The sequence below is a fragment of the Candidatus Curtissbacteria bacterium genome (assembly GCA_024654445.1).
GTDB lineage: Bacteria > Patescibacteriota > Microgenomatia > Curtissbacterales > GWA2-41-24 > JANLHP01.
In genome coordinates this window covers 22,686-36,648 of record JANLHP010000014.1, presented here as the reverse complement: position 1 = coordinate 36,648, position 13,963 = coordinate 22,686, and the positions used below count along the sequence as shown (strand labels likewise).

Sequence of the window (13,963 nt, the reverse complement as noted above, 5' to 3'; positions counted from 1 at the left end):
TTCTGCAGTGCAGAACTGCGGCGAGACAAAGGAGGTGATTTAAATGAGCGTAGAGGATTTATCTATTTCTGTTTCTTCTGTAGTAGTGCGCGCAATCGCGGATTTTGTTAACTTTATTCCGGCGTTAATCGGCGGCTTAATTATCCTTATAATTGGCCTAGTTTTGGGTGCAATTATATACAGAGTTGTAATCGGTCTTCTTAAAGCAATTAGACTAGAAGCTCTTCTTTCCAGATACGGAATCGTCAAATTCGAAGGCCACGAGATCGAATGGCCAACAATACTTGCCGAAATTGCAAGGTGGTCCATAATCATAACTTTCTTGATTCCGACATTTCAGGCTTGGAGGCTGGAATCCGTAAATGCTGTTCTAAATAGGGTAGTACTTTATATTCCAAACGTAATTGTCGCGGTTGTCCTGGCGATAATCGGCCTGGTTTTTGCAAAGATTGCTTACAGAGTCGCTTACAACGCGAGCAGATCTCTTGGAAAGGACCTTGCGCACACCGTAGCACTTGTTGCTCAATGGTCAATCAATATATTCGTAGCTTTCTTGGTTCTGCACCAATTAGGTGTTGCCCAAGAACTTCTAAGAATATTATTTGCCGGCCTCGTTGCAATGGTAGCGTTAGCTGGCGGTTTAGCGTTCGGTTTAGGCGGCCAAGGAGTAGCGCGAGGAATTTTGGAAACGGTCTGGGCTAGGTTTAAAAATAAAGTTTAGCTCCGGACTGCCCGCTCGAATTCCTGGATTATTTGTTGTGGCTTTTTCTTAGCCAGTCTTTTTGTAAGTCTTAAAAATTCTGGATAAGGGATTCCCTCTGACAACAGGCTACCTTCTCTCATAAAAGTTTCGAGCATTTGCCTGTCGTAGTAACGCGAATGTCTTACATACCCGCGCCCGTTGTTCCAATGCAATTGATATCCGTCTGCGCTAACAGTCAATCCAACCCTATGAGGCGAGATAAAAGAGCCTATACCTTGTCCTAAAATATTTATCTCTGTGTCCGTAAGATGTAGAAATTGATCAGTAAAAAGAGGTTCGCGTAACCTGTCGATTAAATCTAATCTCCCGCTCACCCTCCGGCCAACATCCTTTCCCTCAGCCACTTTCCCTCGGTCTTCAATACCCCGCTTAGTTTGAGAAATTTCTGCCCGGGCAAGCGATACGAGGCTCTCAATGGGGCGGGACAAATCTGGAGAGTTAGGTCGTTCTGTTACCATAATCGTGCCAATTGTATTCCTTAAGTATTTTACCTGTCAAATGAAGGAAACAGTGAAGGAAGTGGGCTTACGTGTCCCTGAATGGAACACGCTGGAGGCGTACTTGCTTAGAGTACAGGGTACTTTTGAAAAAGTCGGGTTAAGTTGCCTATAGTAGTAAATTCTATTATAATTCTCACTTCATGACACCAGATAGAGACGGACAAGACGAAAATCCTATTAGAACCGATTTAAGAAATCGTTACATGGCAGTGCAAGGCCGAGTAGTCGAAATAGGTAAAAGCGGTGAAACCGTAGGAGAAGAGGAAGCTGTCCGATTAGCTTTTATGTGGAGCTATTTGGGTTCAGTTGAATTCCCAACAAATGCACAAGAAGACCCAGATGACCCATATTCCGATGAATTAAAAGACGATGGGGTGACAGCTAGAGAAGCCGTTGTTGACGCCCAACACGGGGATTACAAAGGCTTGAAATCATGGCTGAATGAGGTGTCTGGCGGTTTCACAATGTTATTATTCTGGCACGGAGGAGAGCTATCTCAAGGTGAAGTAGAACATATCGGCAACATGGCACAAGGTTTAGGAAAGATAGGTGAATTAGTGCCTGATTCAGGTATTCCGTTGCATCCTGGTCTCTTTCCGGGTGATGGAGTACCACCTACTATCTAGAATCTTCTTACGGGTAATGGAACTCATTTAAGCTCAAATAGCTCGGCTTAAATAAATCTCATATAAAATTTAAGGCTATGTGGCCCAAAGGTCTTGGAAATGGAACCAAATCTACTCTGAATTTTCCTCTCTTATCCAATCTTGTAGTTGGTCGTGTGTCAAAGCTTTAAACTCCCTCAATAGACTGAAGGCTTTTTGAAAATTGGTTTCACCGTAAAAGTCCGACGCTTCTTCTAATACTTTTGGTAAATCCAAAAGGGCAGAAATTACGGGACTGCATAATTGTCGCGGCTCGCCTTCACCTACAAACGGATCAATATCGACTAAGAAGAATCTGTTCCTTTCTTCCCCATTCAACCTACCGAACATAAACTGCGAACGACCTTCTGCTGTCACAGAGCATATATCGCTTAATACATCCCCCCCATTTAAGTATTTGTCGGTGTAATACTGTATAAGTGTGCACATTAGATCGTTGACTTCTTCCCCGCTCGGTCCGTGTTCTTTGGTAAACAGAGAGACACCATTTACTTTTTGTACGACAACATACAATGACGGACCCTGATCAAGTGGGTCTTGGCCAATAACTAGGTTGTAATTTGGGACGGAGATCCCATATTGGTCCTGAAGTTCTTGGTGACATTTTTTTACCGTTGAATAAGCGGTGATATCTTTTCTTAATTGGTGGAAGGTTGAATAATCAGTTTTTCTTATGAGCTGGTTGGGAAAATCGTCGGCTCCGTAAATATCGTGGCCGTATACGGTCTGATAACGACCGCGGAATGGAGGAAGAAAACCAGATTCTGGTAGCATGGTCGACGATTATAACAAAGGAGAATGCCTCAAGCTAATTTGTTGGTGGCTCCACGGGGAGTCGAACCCCGCTCTGGACCTTGAAAGGGTCCCGTCCTAACCGATAGACGATGGAGCCTAAAAGCTTGAATAATTTTATCACAAAAATTAGGAAAACCTACAGCCACTGAGCGACGCCGCCATGGTGGGAGCAAGTTCCTCTTCGGCTTTGACTGTAAGAATAGGAACCATCTCTGCATAAGGCCGTAGCTCCGGGTGGAGCTGTCGGAGCAAACTCTGGTCTACGAACAGTGTTTCCCACACTGTTTACGTATGTACCATTTGCACAAGTAATTGCTTTGCAGTAGGAGTTGGGATCGGTGTAGGTTTTAAGGTCGGGGAGGGGGAAGGAGTAGACGTAGAGAGGACGAGTGACGGTGCAGGACTAAGGGATTCAACAGATTCTGACGAAACGTCCTGAACTTTTTCTTCTGCTTTTGGTTCAACTGTCGATTCAGACTTAACTTGGTCCGGAGATGTTGAAGGACTCGAAGCGGTAACGCCTATTAAAACGAAGACGAAAAATATAACAGCGCCTAAAGCTAGAAAGATCTTTTTCTTTGACACCTGGCAAACTTGAGATCTATTTTTTAATATAAAAGGATAAATAAATCACAAACATTCCGAACCCACTTTTAACACCTCTTCGTTTCATTATATCAATATAATGAAGTTTTCAGCTATGACAAACTCCTAAGTCCATTGCTTAGAATTTCCCTATTGGCAAAAGAATTTGAAGCTAGCCACTTCAACCTATAGTTTAATCAAGGAATTTGTGCTATACTTACTCCAGATTTGCAGACTTGAACTAAATCTGCATAACTTCGAACTAATTTTTGATTAGACAAGCTAAAGATAGCTTACACAGTATCTTTTTCCCCTACTCACGAAACAACTTTATGCGCAAAAACATTAACGTTTACATCGACATCGACGGAGTAATTTTAACTAAAGGTGTAATACCAGCTCTCCACCTCGACGAATTTCTCAAATACATTTTGCACAACTATTCCGTTTTCTGGTTAACTTCCAGGTCTCAACCAGTTAAATACCTTTCACAATTCTTAGACAGCAGCACTATTTCTCTTCTCCAAAAGGTCCAGCCGACAAATTTTCGGCTCGACAAAACAGAAGCTATAAATTTTAGCAAGAGATTTTTCTGGCTTGAATGCGAAATTTTCGCTTCCGAACTTAATATGTTAAACAAACACGGAGAATACAAATCGTGGATCGAAGTAAATCTTATGAAAAACCCGAATCAACTCCGTGACTTAATGAAGAGCAAACTCCTCACAAACTGATATAATCTCTCAGCATAGGTATTTGACACACTTGATCCTATAATTTATTATTCCTGACATCATGACCGTAGAATTTGGTCAAATCATCCAGCAGCATATAGATAAGAGTAATGGCGGTATAACAGTCCGAGAGTTGGCCAGGAGGACAAGGTATCTGCCGAGAACCGTAAATGATATTATTAACGGAACTAGAGAAGTTAACCACGAAGGCGCTTTGAGAATGACCCAAGCACTAAACCTAGCTGAAGAAGAAAGAGATGTATTCCTGACTTTAGCAGCAGGGTATTCCCAAGAAGAAGTGGACCAAATAGCTTTTGCTATAAATGAAGCTCGAAAGCAGGAAGAAGGATTCAACCACGCTGAAGAGCTAGTGTCATTTCTCGATAGATTGAACAGGGCTCTTGTAAAAGCGGGGCTCAGAAAAGTGAATAGGAGACGAAAACTTAAGCGGACTGAGTCGACAGTCCGATAAAAGACACATTCGGCCAGTTCTTTTTTAGTTGGTTCACCAAAAACATTCCCGAAACTTTTTCCGGTTGAATAACATATTGTTACAATAAATAAAAAAGACCCGAAAGTGAAGGAAGGTAGTGAAAAATTTATAGTCTCCGTAGGTTTTATAAGAACCATAGCAATAGTTGGTGTTATTTCCCTACACGTAACAGATGCACTTGTAAACCCCACAAATTACTTTGGTGGTGTTTCCTGGTGGCTTGGCAATTTTATAAACTCTCTCTCCAGGTCTGCTGTGCCGCTTTTTATAATGCTCAGCGGTTTTCTTATTCTCGATCCTACTAAAAACTACTCTTTTCCAAAGATGGTAAATAAGAGCTTTTTCAGAATTGCCATCCCATTAGTTTTCTGGTCTATCTTTTACTTTTTGTGGAGGCAACGTTGGTGGGGTGAACTAATTTCACCAGAATATATAATCCAGAGTGTATTCAAGGGAAGTTTATTTCACCTTTATTTTCTATTAATTATAATTGGCCTTTACTTGATCGCACCCCTATTAAGAAAGAATTTAAATAAAGCGCCGCTTATAGATAAAAAAAGATTTTTAATATTAAGTTTTTTGTTTGGGTTCTTAATAACAGCAGCCTCTTATACTTTTCCAGCAACTGGAATACTTATTAACGCGTTTACTTTATTTAGTCTTTACATCGGCTACTTTTTAGCGGGAGATTACTTGAGGAATACTCGCTTGTCTATTAGAAAAGCTATATTTTCAATATCTTTAATCCTGTGCTTGTGGTTACTTACTTCTTTTTTAAACTTTTGGAACAGAGAATTGCTTTTGCAGGATATAAGGTTTTTCTGGAGTGAAGCAAATGGACAATATTTCGGTGACTATCTGAGCCCAAATGTAATTTTAATGTCATTGCTGATCTTCCAATTGCTAATAAACATTGACAAGTTTTTGGCTCCACTTAAGGAAAAGGCTTTTTTTATAATTAAACATTTTTCGGCAACCGCTTTCGGAATATACCTAATACACCCTTTAATCATTGACCTCTTAGATCATTTTGCGAATATGGCAATTCATTTAATTACTTCTAATTTATGGTTGTACATGATTAAAAAGATTTTATATGTATTTTTAATTTCGCACTTTATTGTATGGATTCTCTCTAGAATTCCCCTAGTAAAGCGCATTTTTGGAGAGTATTAAAGCTCACCCCGCCTTTACAGATAATCCCGCGAAAGCAACGTTTGGCCAATTCTTTTTTAATTGGTTCACCAGAAACATTCCAGAAACTTTTTCCGGTTGAATAACGTAATCAGCTCCAAGCGCCTTTAGCGCTTCAGCGTGTTCATGATCCAAGGCTCTAACCAATATTTTGGCAGGCGATTTTCTCCTTTTGCATTCCGCAATCAAAAATTCATTGTCTGCCATGCTGTTTGCCGTGCTTATTACAAGTTTCGCCTTTTCCAGATGCAGCGCTTCGTGCATGTCAGGATCACCGATATCGCCATAAACAACGTTAATATTTTTCTCCCTAAGTTCCGTAACGATGTTCGGATTGAAATCCATAACCACAAAAGGTATCTTTTCGCGCATCAAATACCGAACCAGCGGTCTACCAATTCTGTGCGCGCCAACAATCACAACATGATCCTCCAGCCCATCTTCTTCCCTCGCCTCCATGGAATGAGTTTTCGTGTGATGTTCGAAAAACCCGATAACAGAAGACAAGAACGGGTAAACTTTCCTTGAGTAATAAATGAGAATAGAGGAAGCAATTATCGAAATAACTGCGACGATCGCCATTACAGAAAGCGCCCTCGACGAAGCATTACCAGCTTGGACTCCAACTAAAAGCAAAACAAGCGAGAATTCAGAAACCTGTGAGAGGTTCAAAGACGTTTGAAAGAGCGTATGCTTGCGGAAGCCGAACCTTGACAAAATAACCATGTATATAAGTGGCTTTAAAAGAAGAGCAAAAACGGTAAAGACCAGAATCGTCGGCCAAGCGCTTACAAGATCTCGAGGATTGGCTTGAGTTCCTAGATAAACAAAAAACAAAGTAACGAAAAAATCTCGCAGCGGCTTAATTTTGCCTTGAATTTGCAAGTGGTACGGTGATGACGCGAGGGCAACTCCTGCCAAAAACGCGCCGATGACAACCGAAAAACCTGCAAGGACGGCAATACTCGTAAACACAAAACACCACGTTATTGCGGTCAAAAACAGCAATTCTACCGAACTTGCAACAGCCTTAAATATCCGCTCGAGAATATATTTTGCAAAAATAAATGTAAGCGCAAAAAGACCAAAAGCTTTTAAGATCAGTGCAAGAAGCGGCCAACTTTCCTGTAGGCCGATAGAGAAGGTCGAACTACTGACCGTAAGAACCATAAGAGCAGCAATTGCTACCAAGTCTTCTACCAATAAAATTCCGATTGAGAGTTTCCCGTGAAGTGAATTGAGTTCCCGATTTTCCAGAAGCATTTTAATGACGACAACAGTCGAAGAAAACGCCAGGCCCATACCCAGATAAACACTCTCAACAGGCGTAAAACCAAGAAGTTTGGCGATGCCAAAACCTGCAAGCGTCGAAATTAAAATTTGCCCGGCAGCAGAAACGACAATCGGCTTGCCCAAAGATTTAATTTCTCGCAGATCCAACTCCATTCCAATCAAGAACAAAACAAACGCGATTCCAATTTCCGGAAGGATCTCAAGAACGGGGGAGTGTCCGGGGTCAAAAAGGGCCGCAAACGACAAGCTGACACCTGCCAAAAGATAAGCAACGACCAAGGGAAGCTTAAACCTTAGGACTAAAAAGCCGAAAATAGAAGATAAAAATAAGACGACGGCAAGTTGTAAAAAGACATTAGCCACAGAGATAAGAACCTTTCCACTCAGTATAACAATTTTTGGAAAAGTCTCTCCCTGCAAACTCATTGTCATTCTGGGGAGCGAAGCGACTCCAGAATCCCTTCGACTTCGCTCAGGCGCTATTAAAGGGGGCCCGTGAGTTTACCGAATCTCGATCAGAATGACAGTTTAAGGAGTTAGTGGAGACGGTAGCGGGGAAGGGGACAGGATAGGGGACGGTGAAGGGGGTATTGGACTCGGCGAAGGAGACGGTGATGGTTGAGGTTGTTCTGTTGGACTTGGTGATGGGCTCGCAGACGGGCTAGGTGAAGGTGTAGGGCTCGGCAGCTCACATTCTTTTGGCTCCGTACCTTTTAAGAAGAATTCTTTGAGAGCAGAGAGCCCTGGGGAGGCAGACGGACTTGGATTGGGTGAAGGATTAAATATCTGACCCGGCTCCAAACAAATTTGCTTTTGAACGACAGACCCCGGTTGCGAAAAAGATTCATTTGGTAGTTCGCCAGAAATTCTGTTCATGAGTGCAGTAAAAATAGGCGCCGCACCCAAAGACCCCGCAATATTGTCCATAGGCGTATTGTCGTTGTTGCCGACCCAGACACCGACAACTACGCTGGGTGTATACCCCATCGTCCAAGCATCCCTAAAATTTTCCGTCGTGCCCGTTTTAACAGCAGCATTTCGGGAAGTATTAAGCGCAGACCCAAAAACTTCTGCTCTTGCATTCGCATCGGAAAGTATAGAGGAAATGATAAAAGCTGCTCCTTCATCTATCCCGTCAGCCTCAGATTTCGGATCATCAACATCAACGTCCTCACCTTTTTTATCTTTGATTTCCAGAATAAATTTTGGCGCCTTATGCTCGCCTTTGTTTGCCAAAGTCGCATACGCACCCGTAAGCTCAATGAGCTTGACCTCTCCAGCGCCAAGAACTAAGGGAAGTCCGTAGTCCGTCTTCTTATCAAGAGTCGTAATGCCCATTTTTTCGGCTTGATCTACACCATTCTTAACGCCGACCTGCTCCATTATTTTGACTGAAGGAATGTTCAAGGAATTCGCAAGAGACCTTCGTACAGTCACAGGTCCTCTAAACTTCTTGTCGTAATTATTTGGTTTGTAATTTCCAAAAGAAGTCGCTTTGTCGTCAATAAGCGACGCTGCCGTAATGTCTTTATCCTCGATAGCTCTCGAGTAAATAATCGGTTTAAAAGAAGAACCCGGCTGTCTATTGGCAACGGCTATATTAAACTTTCCAAAATCGTCGTTGCTCCATTCTTTGGATCCAACCAACACCTTAATTTCACCCGTCTTTGGGTCTTGTACAATGGCTGCGCCATTTGTGACCTTATTTCTCGCAAGAGCGTTTACACGGTTCAAGACTGTCGTTTGAGCGTATTCTTGCCACTCTCGGTTTAACGTAGTCTTAACCTTGTACCCGTTTCTCGTTATTTTTTCTTCCCCAAACTCTTCTATCAAATAGTCCCTAACCATTAGCGCAAAATGCGGCGCGATAGTGTTGACCTCTTCTTCTTTCTGTGGCGCATATCGTATTGTGGCAGCAACAGCTGCGTCCTTTTCTTTTTCTGTTATGTAACCTTGTTCTTCCATTTGAGAAAGCACCATTTCCTGCCTTTGTTTTGCCCGATCCGCATCCCCCGAAATTGGCGACAACGCTGAAGGAGCCGGCAGGATTGCAACTAACATCGAGGATTCAGCTAAGTTGAGATCCTTTGCCTTCTTGCCGAAGTATTTCTGCGCAGCGTTTTCAATTCCAAATTCGCCTTCACCAAAATAAATAGTGTTCAGGTACATTTCCAAAATGTCTTCTTTTGAATAGCGCCTTTCGATATCAAGAGCCAAAATTAACTCCTGATATTTTCTAAGAAAATTACGATGCGAGCTCAAAAGCGCAGTTTTTACAAGCTGCTGAGTAATCGTTGATCCGCCTTCTTTAATGGCGGCCGAAGTGATGTTATTCACAAAAGCTCTACCGATACCCCTTGGAGAAAATCCACGATTTTCGTAAAAGTCTTTGTCTTCCGCCGCAACAACCGCTTCCTGAATATTGACGGATATATCCGAAAGCGGCACAAATGTAATTTCCTTCGGGCTGTAAAACGTAAAGAAGACTTCACCTTTGTCGTCCAGAAGCTGAACGCCCGAATTATTCCTATTCATGATGCTATTTTTGTCTCCAAGGTCTCTTACAAACCACAAATAAGTAATTACCGGAATTAGAAAGAAAACCACAACCAAAAAAATAATGATTGCTTTTGCGTAGTGCTTGATGAGGAATTTTAAGCGTTGAACTTGACTTGAGACTTGCGGCCGAAAATCTTCCATGAGGTAACTTATATTATAACAATATTGGACCTTAGTTTGATTGCTTCTACTTAGATGTATAATTGCCGATCATGTCTAACGTAGAAAGAGGGTTCGTTCCGCTTCCCGAGGCAAACACGCCAGAAACGAGATTTGACGTGGAATTGCCTAATTTTTAGACCGTATTCAGATTGGTGTAAATGTCAGGCAAAGGTGGCATAGTAAAAGAAGGTTCAAGGCACTTAACACTGGGTCTTGATAAAAGGGAGATTTTGCACGCAATTACTTATAATGGTATTTTTATTGGTAATCAAATTGTGTCGGTAATAGTCAACCCCACCCCCTGGAAATAGGCACTGACTCTGCGTTCTATGTGGCCGCTAGGGGTCTTACCCTAGGGAGAGCTCTAATACGTGGACAAAAGCCTAGATTTTCAATGTTTTTCGAGATTCAGCCAGATAGAGCATTAGTGCTTTGGGTTGTGTCGAAACCAAAAAGACTTGTTAAAGCAATTGATTAGTTATCTTCTTTTCGCTTTTTCAACAGGTCGCAGCTTAGCTACGTAAATTATTTCCAAAACCTCTCCGTCCTCTCCTTGAAAAGTGGTAAGACCGGAAACTCTGTGGTATTCACGTAAATAATCGGAAAGCGCGTCTGTGTATTCTCGAACCTGCGATTGCATACTTTTAACTTTTTCTGCCAGAGTTGCAACTTCTGGCCTTTTCATTATTTGCGCTTTTGTCGCATTTCTTGTTTTGGTTGCAGCTTTGACTTCATCCTGATGTTCTTTAAAAGTCGCGTCACCTTCGAAAGTATCTTTGAGCATGTCCCGATGCTCACCTAATTCTTTTTTTAGTTTTTCGACAATTGACCGGTTATTTCTGATCATTTCTTCGAGCGAAAGAAGTAATTTCGCGTCGTCGGAAGTATTGCCGTCAGCATCAATCTGATCGACTGGAGTTATGTCTGTGTCTGCCATCCAAACAATATATTGGAAAGAGAAAGAGGAATGCAAGAATTGAAATCCTTGATCCTGCCACTCTCCCAAAGTAAAATGATCAAATGAATTGGGTTGACTTACTTATACTAGTTGGAGTTTTATTTTTCGCGATCGAAGGCCAAAAAAGAGGTTTTTACTCTCAGGTTTTTGATATCCTCGGTCTTATTGTTTCTTTAGTCGCGTCTCTCGCGCTTTACCCATTTGCAGCCAAGTTATTGACGGGAGTTTTCAATCTGCCCCAAATTATCGCGAACCCGTTAGGGTTCCTTTTTGTCTGGCTAGTAACAGAAACAATCTTCTTTGCACTCTTCTCTCCATTTGTCAGAAAAATTCTCGAAAATACCCACACCCAACCCGCCAACAGATTCTTGGGTTTTATACCGGCAAGTATCAACGCGTTTTTATTTTTAGCGTTTGTACTACTGTTTATTGTTTCACTGCCAATAAGGCCAGACATTAAAAAAGACATCTTCGGTTCACGCCTTGGCTCATCTCTCGTCAAAAGCGCGACAGTTTTAGAGAGGCCCTTAAACGACGTTTTTGGTCCGATAGCAAAGCAAGGTTTAACATTTTTAACCGTAACCCCCGATGGAAAAAGCACCGTACCCCTGGAATTTACGGCGACAGAACTTTCAAATGATTTCGAGTCCGAACAAAAAATGCTCACGCTCGTTAACCAGGAAAGAGCAAAAGAGGGGATAGACCCTGTTGTTTGGGATGAAGACTTGGCAGAAGTTGGAAGAGCTCACTCAAGAGACATGTTCGAAAGACAATACTTTTCCCACTTTTCCCCGGAAGGAAAAGATGTCGGAGACAGACTCCAAGAAGCGGGAATTAAGTACAGCATTGCGGGAGAAAACTTAGCGCTTGCCCCAACACTCTCTCGCGCTCACAGCGGACTCATGAACAGCTCTGGCCACAGAAGAAACATCTTAGACCCGGCTTTCAGTAGGATTGGAATTGGCGTAATCGACGGCGGCGTCTACGGCAAAATCTTTACCCAAGTTTTTACTAATTAAGAAGCAGTAAACCCCAGTGTTCCAAAAACCGCCCAGCATTGTGGTTTGCAAGCGGCAGAAACGCCATTTTCCATATAAAGATAAGATTTTTGTCCGCCTTTTGATACCCCCACACACTCAATGTTTCCGTGTTCCAAAAGAACAAGAGAAATCCTACTATTTAGGTCGCGTGCCAATTTACGCCAGCCGTATCTTTGGGCACCTTGCGCCAGAATCATAGTTCTGTGCGGCCAAACAAGCCCGTTGTGATAAGAACCAATGCCGTTTGCCGCAAACTGCATCGATTTGCTGCTCCTGGTTCTAATACCCCTTGGCGTCAACATGTCCTTTCGCGTTAATCTACGGGCGACTATCTTTGCCATCTCGCGGTCGAGCAGCTTTGCCCACAGTGCGTCTGCCGCGTCATCAGTTACAATCTCCAGCTGTCTTCCGCGACCGTCAACCAAAGGCAGCATAAAGTTCAATTTATCGGACCAGAATGTATCAACAAGTTTCTTTTTACTCGTTTTGTGTCTCAAGCGAAGTTCGCGCCAAACAGGGTATCCCAGTTTTCTCGCAATCACACTTGCTTCTTTAAGCGCCCAAACAAAATGACAGTTGTTAGTAAGATATTTATAAGGAGCAGGCGGTAAATTGCCCTCCTCATCTATATACGCCTCATTCGAATCCTTCCATGTGTGGTTGAGAAGCGCCTTTTTATTTTTAGGGTTAGATTCAATCAATCCGTCACCGTCAATATCGGCAATCATCATGTCGTGCTTTAGGCCTCTTTCAATAGAAGGCCACATTTTCCTCATGTAGCGTAGTGCCTCGTCGGGGTCAATTTTCTCAATTGCTCGCGCCACCACTCCAACAGAAATCGTAAAAAGAGAATTCGCGTCTCCCGCACCGTAGTAAACCATCCCCAGTGTGCCGTCGTCGTTTAAGTGAACCGGCCAGCCATTATCGCGAAGCATCGCCAGTCTATCTTGAGGAGAAGCGGCAAAATGAACTTCGTGTGGCTTTTTACCTGGAGCTTCTTCGGAAACATCATTTAGGAGTTTGCCTTCGAATTTAATGGCAGTTTTCTGACATCTTATTGCGGCTTTAACAAGTCTTGGGGTTAGATCTCCCTGATTCTTAGAAAGTGCAAGAATAATAGAAATAAACGCGTCGCGGCTAAAAAACGCCTTGTATCTACCTTCTCCGCTTGCCCACAAACCAACAGCCCCGCCTTCTACCAAGGCAAGTTCTAAGATGGCGTCATTTCGTAGTTTTTGTAGCAGTTGAGCAGTCATAAGTTACACCCGAAATGCGGATGTTACACCTATAAACTTTCGAGGTCAAGACCTCGAAATTGGCATTCAAGTTTACATGAGCGAGCAAGGTATTCTCAAGTAATCAAAAAATATGTATTCGCTCTTACGTTCCATGGACTAACAATCCTAGTATTCTGCGAGCGAATATAAAAAAAGTATGTCAAGAATACAAATTAAAGTCCAGTAGTAGGACCAAAATGGCTCTTGACATTTCGGGTTTTCTTTGGGTAATATGAGAGTGAATCAAGGATCTTGTAACAAGTATCATGAAACCGGAAAAAGGCTATCAAAAACTACAAGTATGGACTGAAGCTCACAAGCTAGTCCTTACGATATACAAGCTTACTGAGAACTTTCCTAAATCTGAACTTCTTGCTTTAACCTCACAAATGAGACGCTCAGCAGTTTCTATTCCAGGAAACATTGTAGAAGGACACGCAAAAAGATCACAGAAAGACTTTTTAAGGTTCTTAAACACCTCTAATGGTTCTTTAGTTGAGCTTGAATACTACTTAGAACTTTCTCCTGACTTAGGTTATATAAAAAGGTCTGAATACGAAGAAGTTGAGCAGCAACAAGTAATCGTTGGTAATTTGTTAAACGGACTTATGAAATCAATCCGGTCCAAAATTACCTGACACTTGACCCATGACACCTGACACAATCAACGAGCAAGTTAAAGTCTGGGCCTTTTTCGATAACGGTATTTTTCCGATCGCCATGAATTGGCAACGCCGCTTCGTTAAGTTTGAAAAGCTCATTTTTAGTAGTAGCAAAAGAATAGGGGATACCAAAATTGTAAGTTTAGTCTGTGCTTCTCAAACCGCTAACTTCGAACTGGAATACAACGCCGAAAATTACTCCTGGAAAATTAAAAAAGTAATGCCACTTGAAGAGTAAATAGTTGATAGTTAAAATTCCTCCGCGATTGAAGTTGCGAATTAC

The 13,963-nt window shown here is 42.2% G+C and carries 15 protein-coding genes, 1 tRNA gene and 1 pseudogene; 8 read left to right on the top strand and 9 right to left on the bottom strand.

Features of this window, described 5'->3' with window-relative positions:
- Positions 1–43 precede the first annotated feature (43 nt).
- Positions 44–721 carry a hypothetical protein gene (locus tag NUV69_01895; protein ID MCR4324417.1) on the top strand — a complete coding sequence of 226 codons (678 nt, stop codon included), beginning with the start codon at positions 44–46 and terminating at the stop codon, positions 719–721.
- Here the strand turns inward: NUV69_01895 and NUV69_01890 are convergent.
- Positions 718–1,221 (bottom strand): hypothetical protein, encoded by a 504-nt coding sequence (locus tag NUV69_01890; protein MCR4324416.1) that lies wholly within the window; start codon positions 1,219–1,221, stop codon positions 718–720. The two genes, NUV69_01895 and NUV69_01890, sit on opposite strands and share 4 nt — an antisense overlap.
- Positions 1,222–1,403: 182 nt before the next feature.
- Between NUV69_01890 and NUV69_01885 the strand changes: the two genes are divergently transcribed.
- Entirely contained in the window at positions 1,404–1,889 is a 486-nt protein-coding gene (locus NUV69_01885; GenBank protein MCR4324415.1) for a hypothetical protein, read from the top strand.
- 111 nt (positions 1,890–2,000) lie between these two features.
- Here the strand turns inward: NUV69_01885 and NUV69_01880 are convergent, their stop codons facing one another.
- The 4 genes and pseudogenes from NUV69_01880 to NUV69_01865 all read right to left on the bottom strand — a co-directional run bounded on the left by NUV69_01880 (position 2,001) and on the right by NUV69_01865 (position 3,308).
- Positions 2,001–2,702: a hypothetical protein gene (locus NUV69_01880; GenBank protein MCR4324414.1), complete on the bottom strand. Its 702-nt coding sequence runs from the start codon at positions 2,700–2,702 to the stop codon at positions 2,001–2,003.
- A gap of 43 nt (positions 2,703–2,745) precedes the next feature.
- A tRNA-Glu gene (locus NUV69_01875) sits at positions 2,746–2,820 on the bottom strand.
- A gap of 39 nt (positions 2,821–2,859) precedes the next feature.
- Positions 2,860–2,967, bottom strand: a pseudogene (locus NUV69_01870) (DUF3761 domain-containing protein).
- 41 nt (positions 2,968–3,008) lie between these two features.
- A complete protein-coding gene (locus NUV69_01865) occupies positions 3,009–3,308 on the bottom strand; it encodes a hypothetical protein (GenBank protein MCR4324413.1) in 300 nt (99 codons plus the stop codon).
- A gap of 332 nt (positions 3,309–3,640) precedes the next feature.
- Here NUV69_01865 and NUV69_01860 point away from each other — a divergent pair, with 332 nt between their 5' ends.
- From NUV69_01860 to NUV69_01850, 3 genes are all read left to right on the top strand, one after another.
- On the top strand, positions 3,641–4,042 hold the full coding sequence (locus tag NUV69_01860) for a hypothetical protein (GenBank protein MCR4324412.1): 402 nt from the start codon (positions 3,641–3,643) through the stop codon (positions 4,040–4,042).
- 61 nt (positions 4,043–4,103) lie between these two features.
- Entirely contained in the window at positions 4,104–4,514 is a 411-nt protein-coding gene (locus tag NUV69_01855) for a hypothetical protein (GenBank protein ID MCR4324411.1), read from the top strand.
- A 105-nt stretch (positions 4,515–4,619) separates the two neighbouring features.
- Positions 4,620–5,711 (top strand): acyltransferase family protein, encoded by a 1,092-nt coding sequence (locus tag NUV69_01850; GenBank protein ID MCR4324410.1) that lies wholly within the window; start codon positions 4,620–4,622, stop codon positions 5,709–5,711.
- Positions 5,712–5,714: 3 nt separating this feature from the next.
- Here the strand turns inward: NUV69_01850 and NUV69_01845 are convergent, their stop codons facing one another.
- The 3 genes from NUV69_01845 to NUV69_01835 form a co-directional block, all read right to left on the bottom strand.
- Positions 5,715–7,385 carry a cation:proton antiporter gene (locus NUV69_01845; GenBank protein MCR4324409.1) on the bottom strand — a complete coding sequence of 557 codons (1,671 nt, stop codon included), beginning with the start codon at positions 7,383–7,385 and terminating at the stop codon, positions 5,715–5,717.
- A gap of 165 nt (positions 7,386–7,550) precedes the next feature.
- Positions 7,551–9,722, bottom strand: a complete 2,172-nt coding sequence (locus tag NUV69_01840) for a PBP1A family penicillin-binding protein (GenBank protein MCR4324408.1) — start codon at positions 9,720–9,722, stop codon at positions 7,551–7,553.
- Positions 9,723–10,221: 499 nt separating this feature from the next.
- Positions 10,222–10,680, bottom strand: a complete 459-nt coding sequence (locus tag NUV69_01835) for a hypothetical protein (GenBank protein ID MCR4324407.1) — start codon at positions 10,678–10,680, stop codon at positions 10,222–10,224.
- A gap of 83 nt (positions 10,681–10,763) precedes the next feature.
- Here NUV69_01835 and NUV69_01830 point away from each other — a divergent pair, with 83 nt between their 5' ends.
- The gene (locus NUV69_01830; GenBank protein ID MCR4324406.1) at positions 10,764–11,720 is read left to right on the top strand and encodes a CvpA family protein; all 957 of its coding nucleotides are present in this window, start codon (positions 10,764–10,766) and stop codon (positions 11,718–11,720) included.
- On the opposite strand, the gene NUV69_01825 is transcribed toward NUV69_01830, so the two are convergent.
- Positions 11,717–12,997 carry a hypothetical protein gene (locus NUV69_01825; GenBank protein ID MCR4324405.1) on the bottom strand — a complete coding sequence of 427 codons (1,281 nt, stop codon included), beginning with the start codon at positions 12,995–12,997 and terminating at the stop codon, positions 11,717–11,719. The two genes, NUV69_01830 and NUV69_01825, sit on opposite strands and share 4 nt — an antisense overlap.
- A gap of 287 nt (positions 12,998–13,284) precedes the next feature.
- Here NUV69_01825 and NUV69_01820 point away from each other — a divergent pair, with 287 nt between their 5' ends.
- Entirely contained in the window at positions 13,285–13,656 is a 372-nt protein-coding gene (locus NUV69_01820) for a four helix bundle protein (protein MCR4324404.1), read from the top strand.
- Between the two features lie 10 nt (positions 13,657–13,666).
- Positions 13,667–13,918, top strand: coding sequence for a hypothetical protein (locus NUV69_01815; protein ID MCR4324403.1), 252 nt, complete (start codon positions 13,667–13,669; stop codon positions 13,916–13,918).
- Positions 13,919–13,963 lie beyond the last annotated feature (45 nt).

Excerpts from the sequence above, each read along its gene's own strand:
- NUV69_01895 (MCR4324417.1), top strand. The coding sequence starts at position 44 with ATGAGCGTAGAGGATTTATCTATTTCTGTTTCTTCTGTAGTAGTGCGC.
- NUV69_01890 (MCR4324416.1), bottom strand. The coding sequence starts at position 1,221 with ATGGTAACAGAACGACCTAACTCTCCAGATTTGTCCCGCCCCATTGAG.
- NUV69_01885 (MCR4324415.1), top strand. The coding sequence starts at position 1,404 with ATGACACCAGATAGAGACGGACAAGACGAAAATCCTATTAGAACCGAT.
- NUV69_01880 (MCR4324414.1), bottom strand. The coding sequence starts at position 2,702 with ATGCTACCAGAATCTGGTTTTCTTCCTCCATTCCGCGGTCGTTATCAG.
- NUV69_01860 (MCR4324412.1), top strand. The coding sequence starts at position 3,641 with ATGCGCAAAAACATTAACGTTTACATCGACATCGACGGAGTAATTTTA.
- NUV69_01855 (MCR4324411.1), top strand. The coding sequence starts at position 4,104 with ATGACCGTAGAATTTGGTCAAATCATCCAGCAGCATATAGATAAGAGT.
- NUV69_01840 (MCR4324408.1), bottom strand. The coding sequence starts at position 9,722 with ATGGAAGATTTTCGGCCGCAAGTCTCAAGTCAAGTTCAACGCTTAAAA.
- NUV69_01835 (MCR4324407.1), bottom strand. The coding sequence starts at position 10,680 with ATGGCAGACACAGACATAACTCCAGTCGATCAGATTGATGCTGACGGC.
- NUV69_01830 (MCR4324406.1), top strand. The coding sequence starts at position 10,764 with ATGAATTGGGTTGACTTACTTATACTAGTTGGAGTTTTATTTTTCGCG.
- NUV69_01825 (MCR4324405.1), bottom strand. The coding sequence starts at position 12,997 with ATGACTGCTCAACTGCTACAAAAACTACGAAATGACGCCATCTTAGAA.
- NUV69_01820 (MCR4324404.1), top strand. The coding sequence starts at position 13,285 with ATGAAACCGGAAAAAGGCTATCAAAAACTACAAGTATGGACTGAAGCT.
- NUV69_01815 (MCR4324403.1), top strand. The coding sequence starts at position 13,667 with ATGACACCTGACACAATCAACGAGCAAGTTAAAGTCTGGGCCTTTTTC.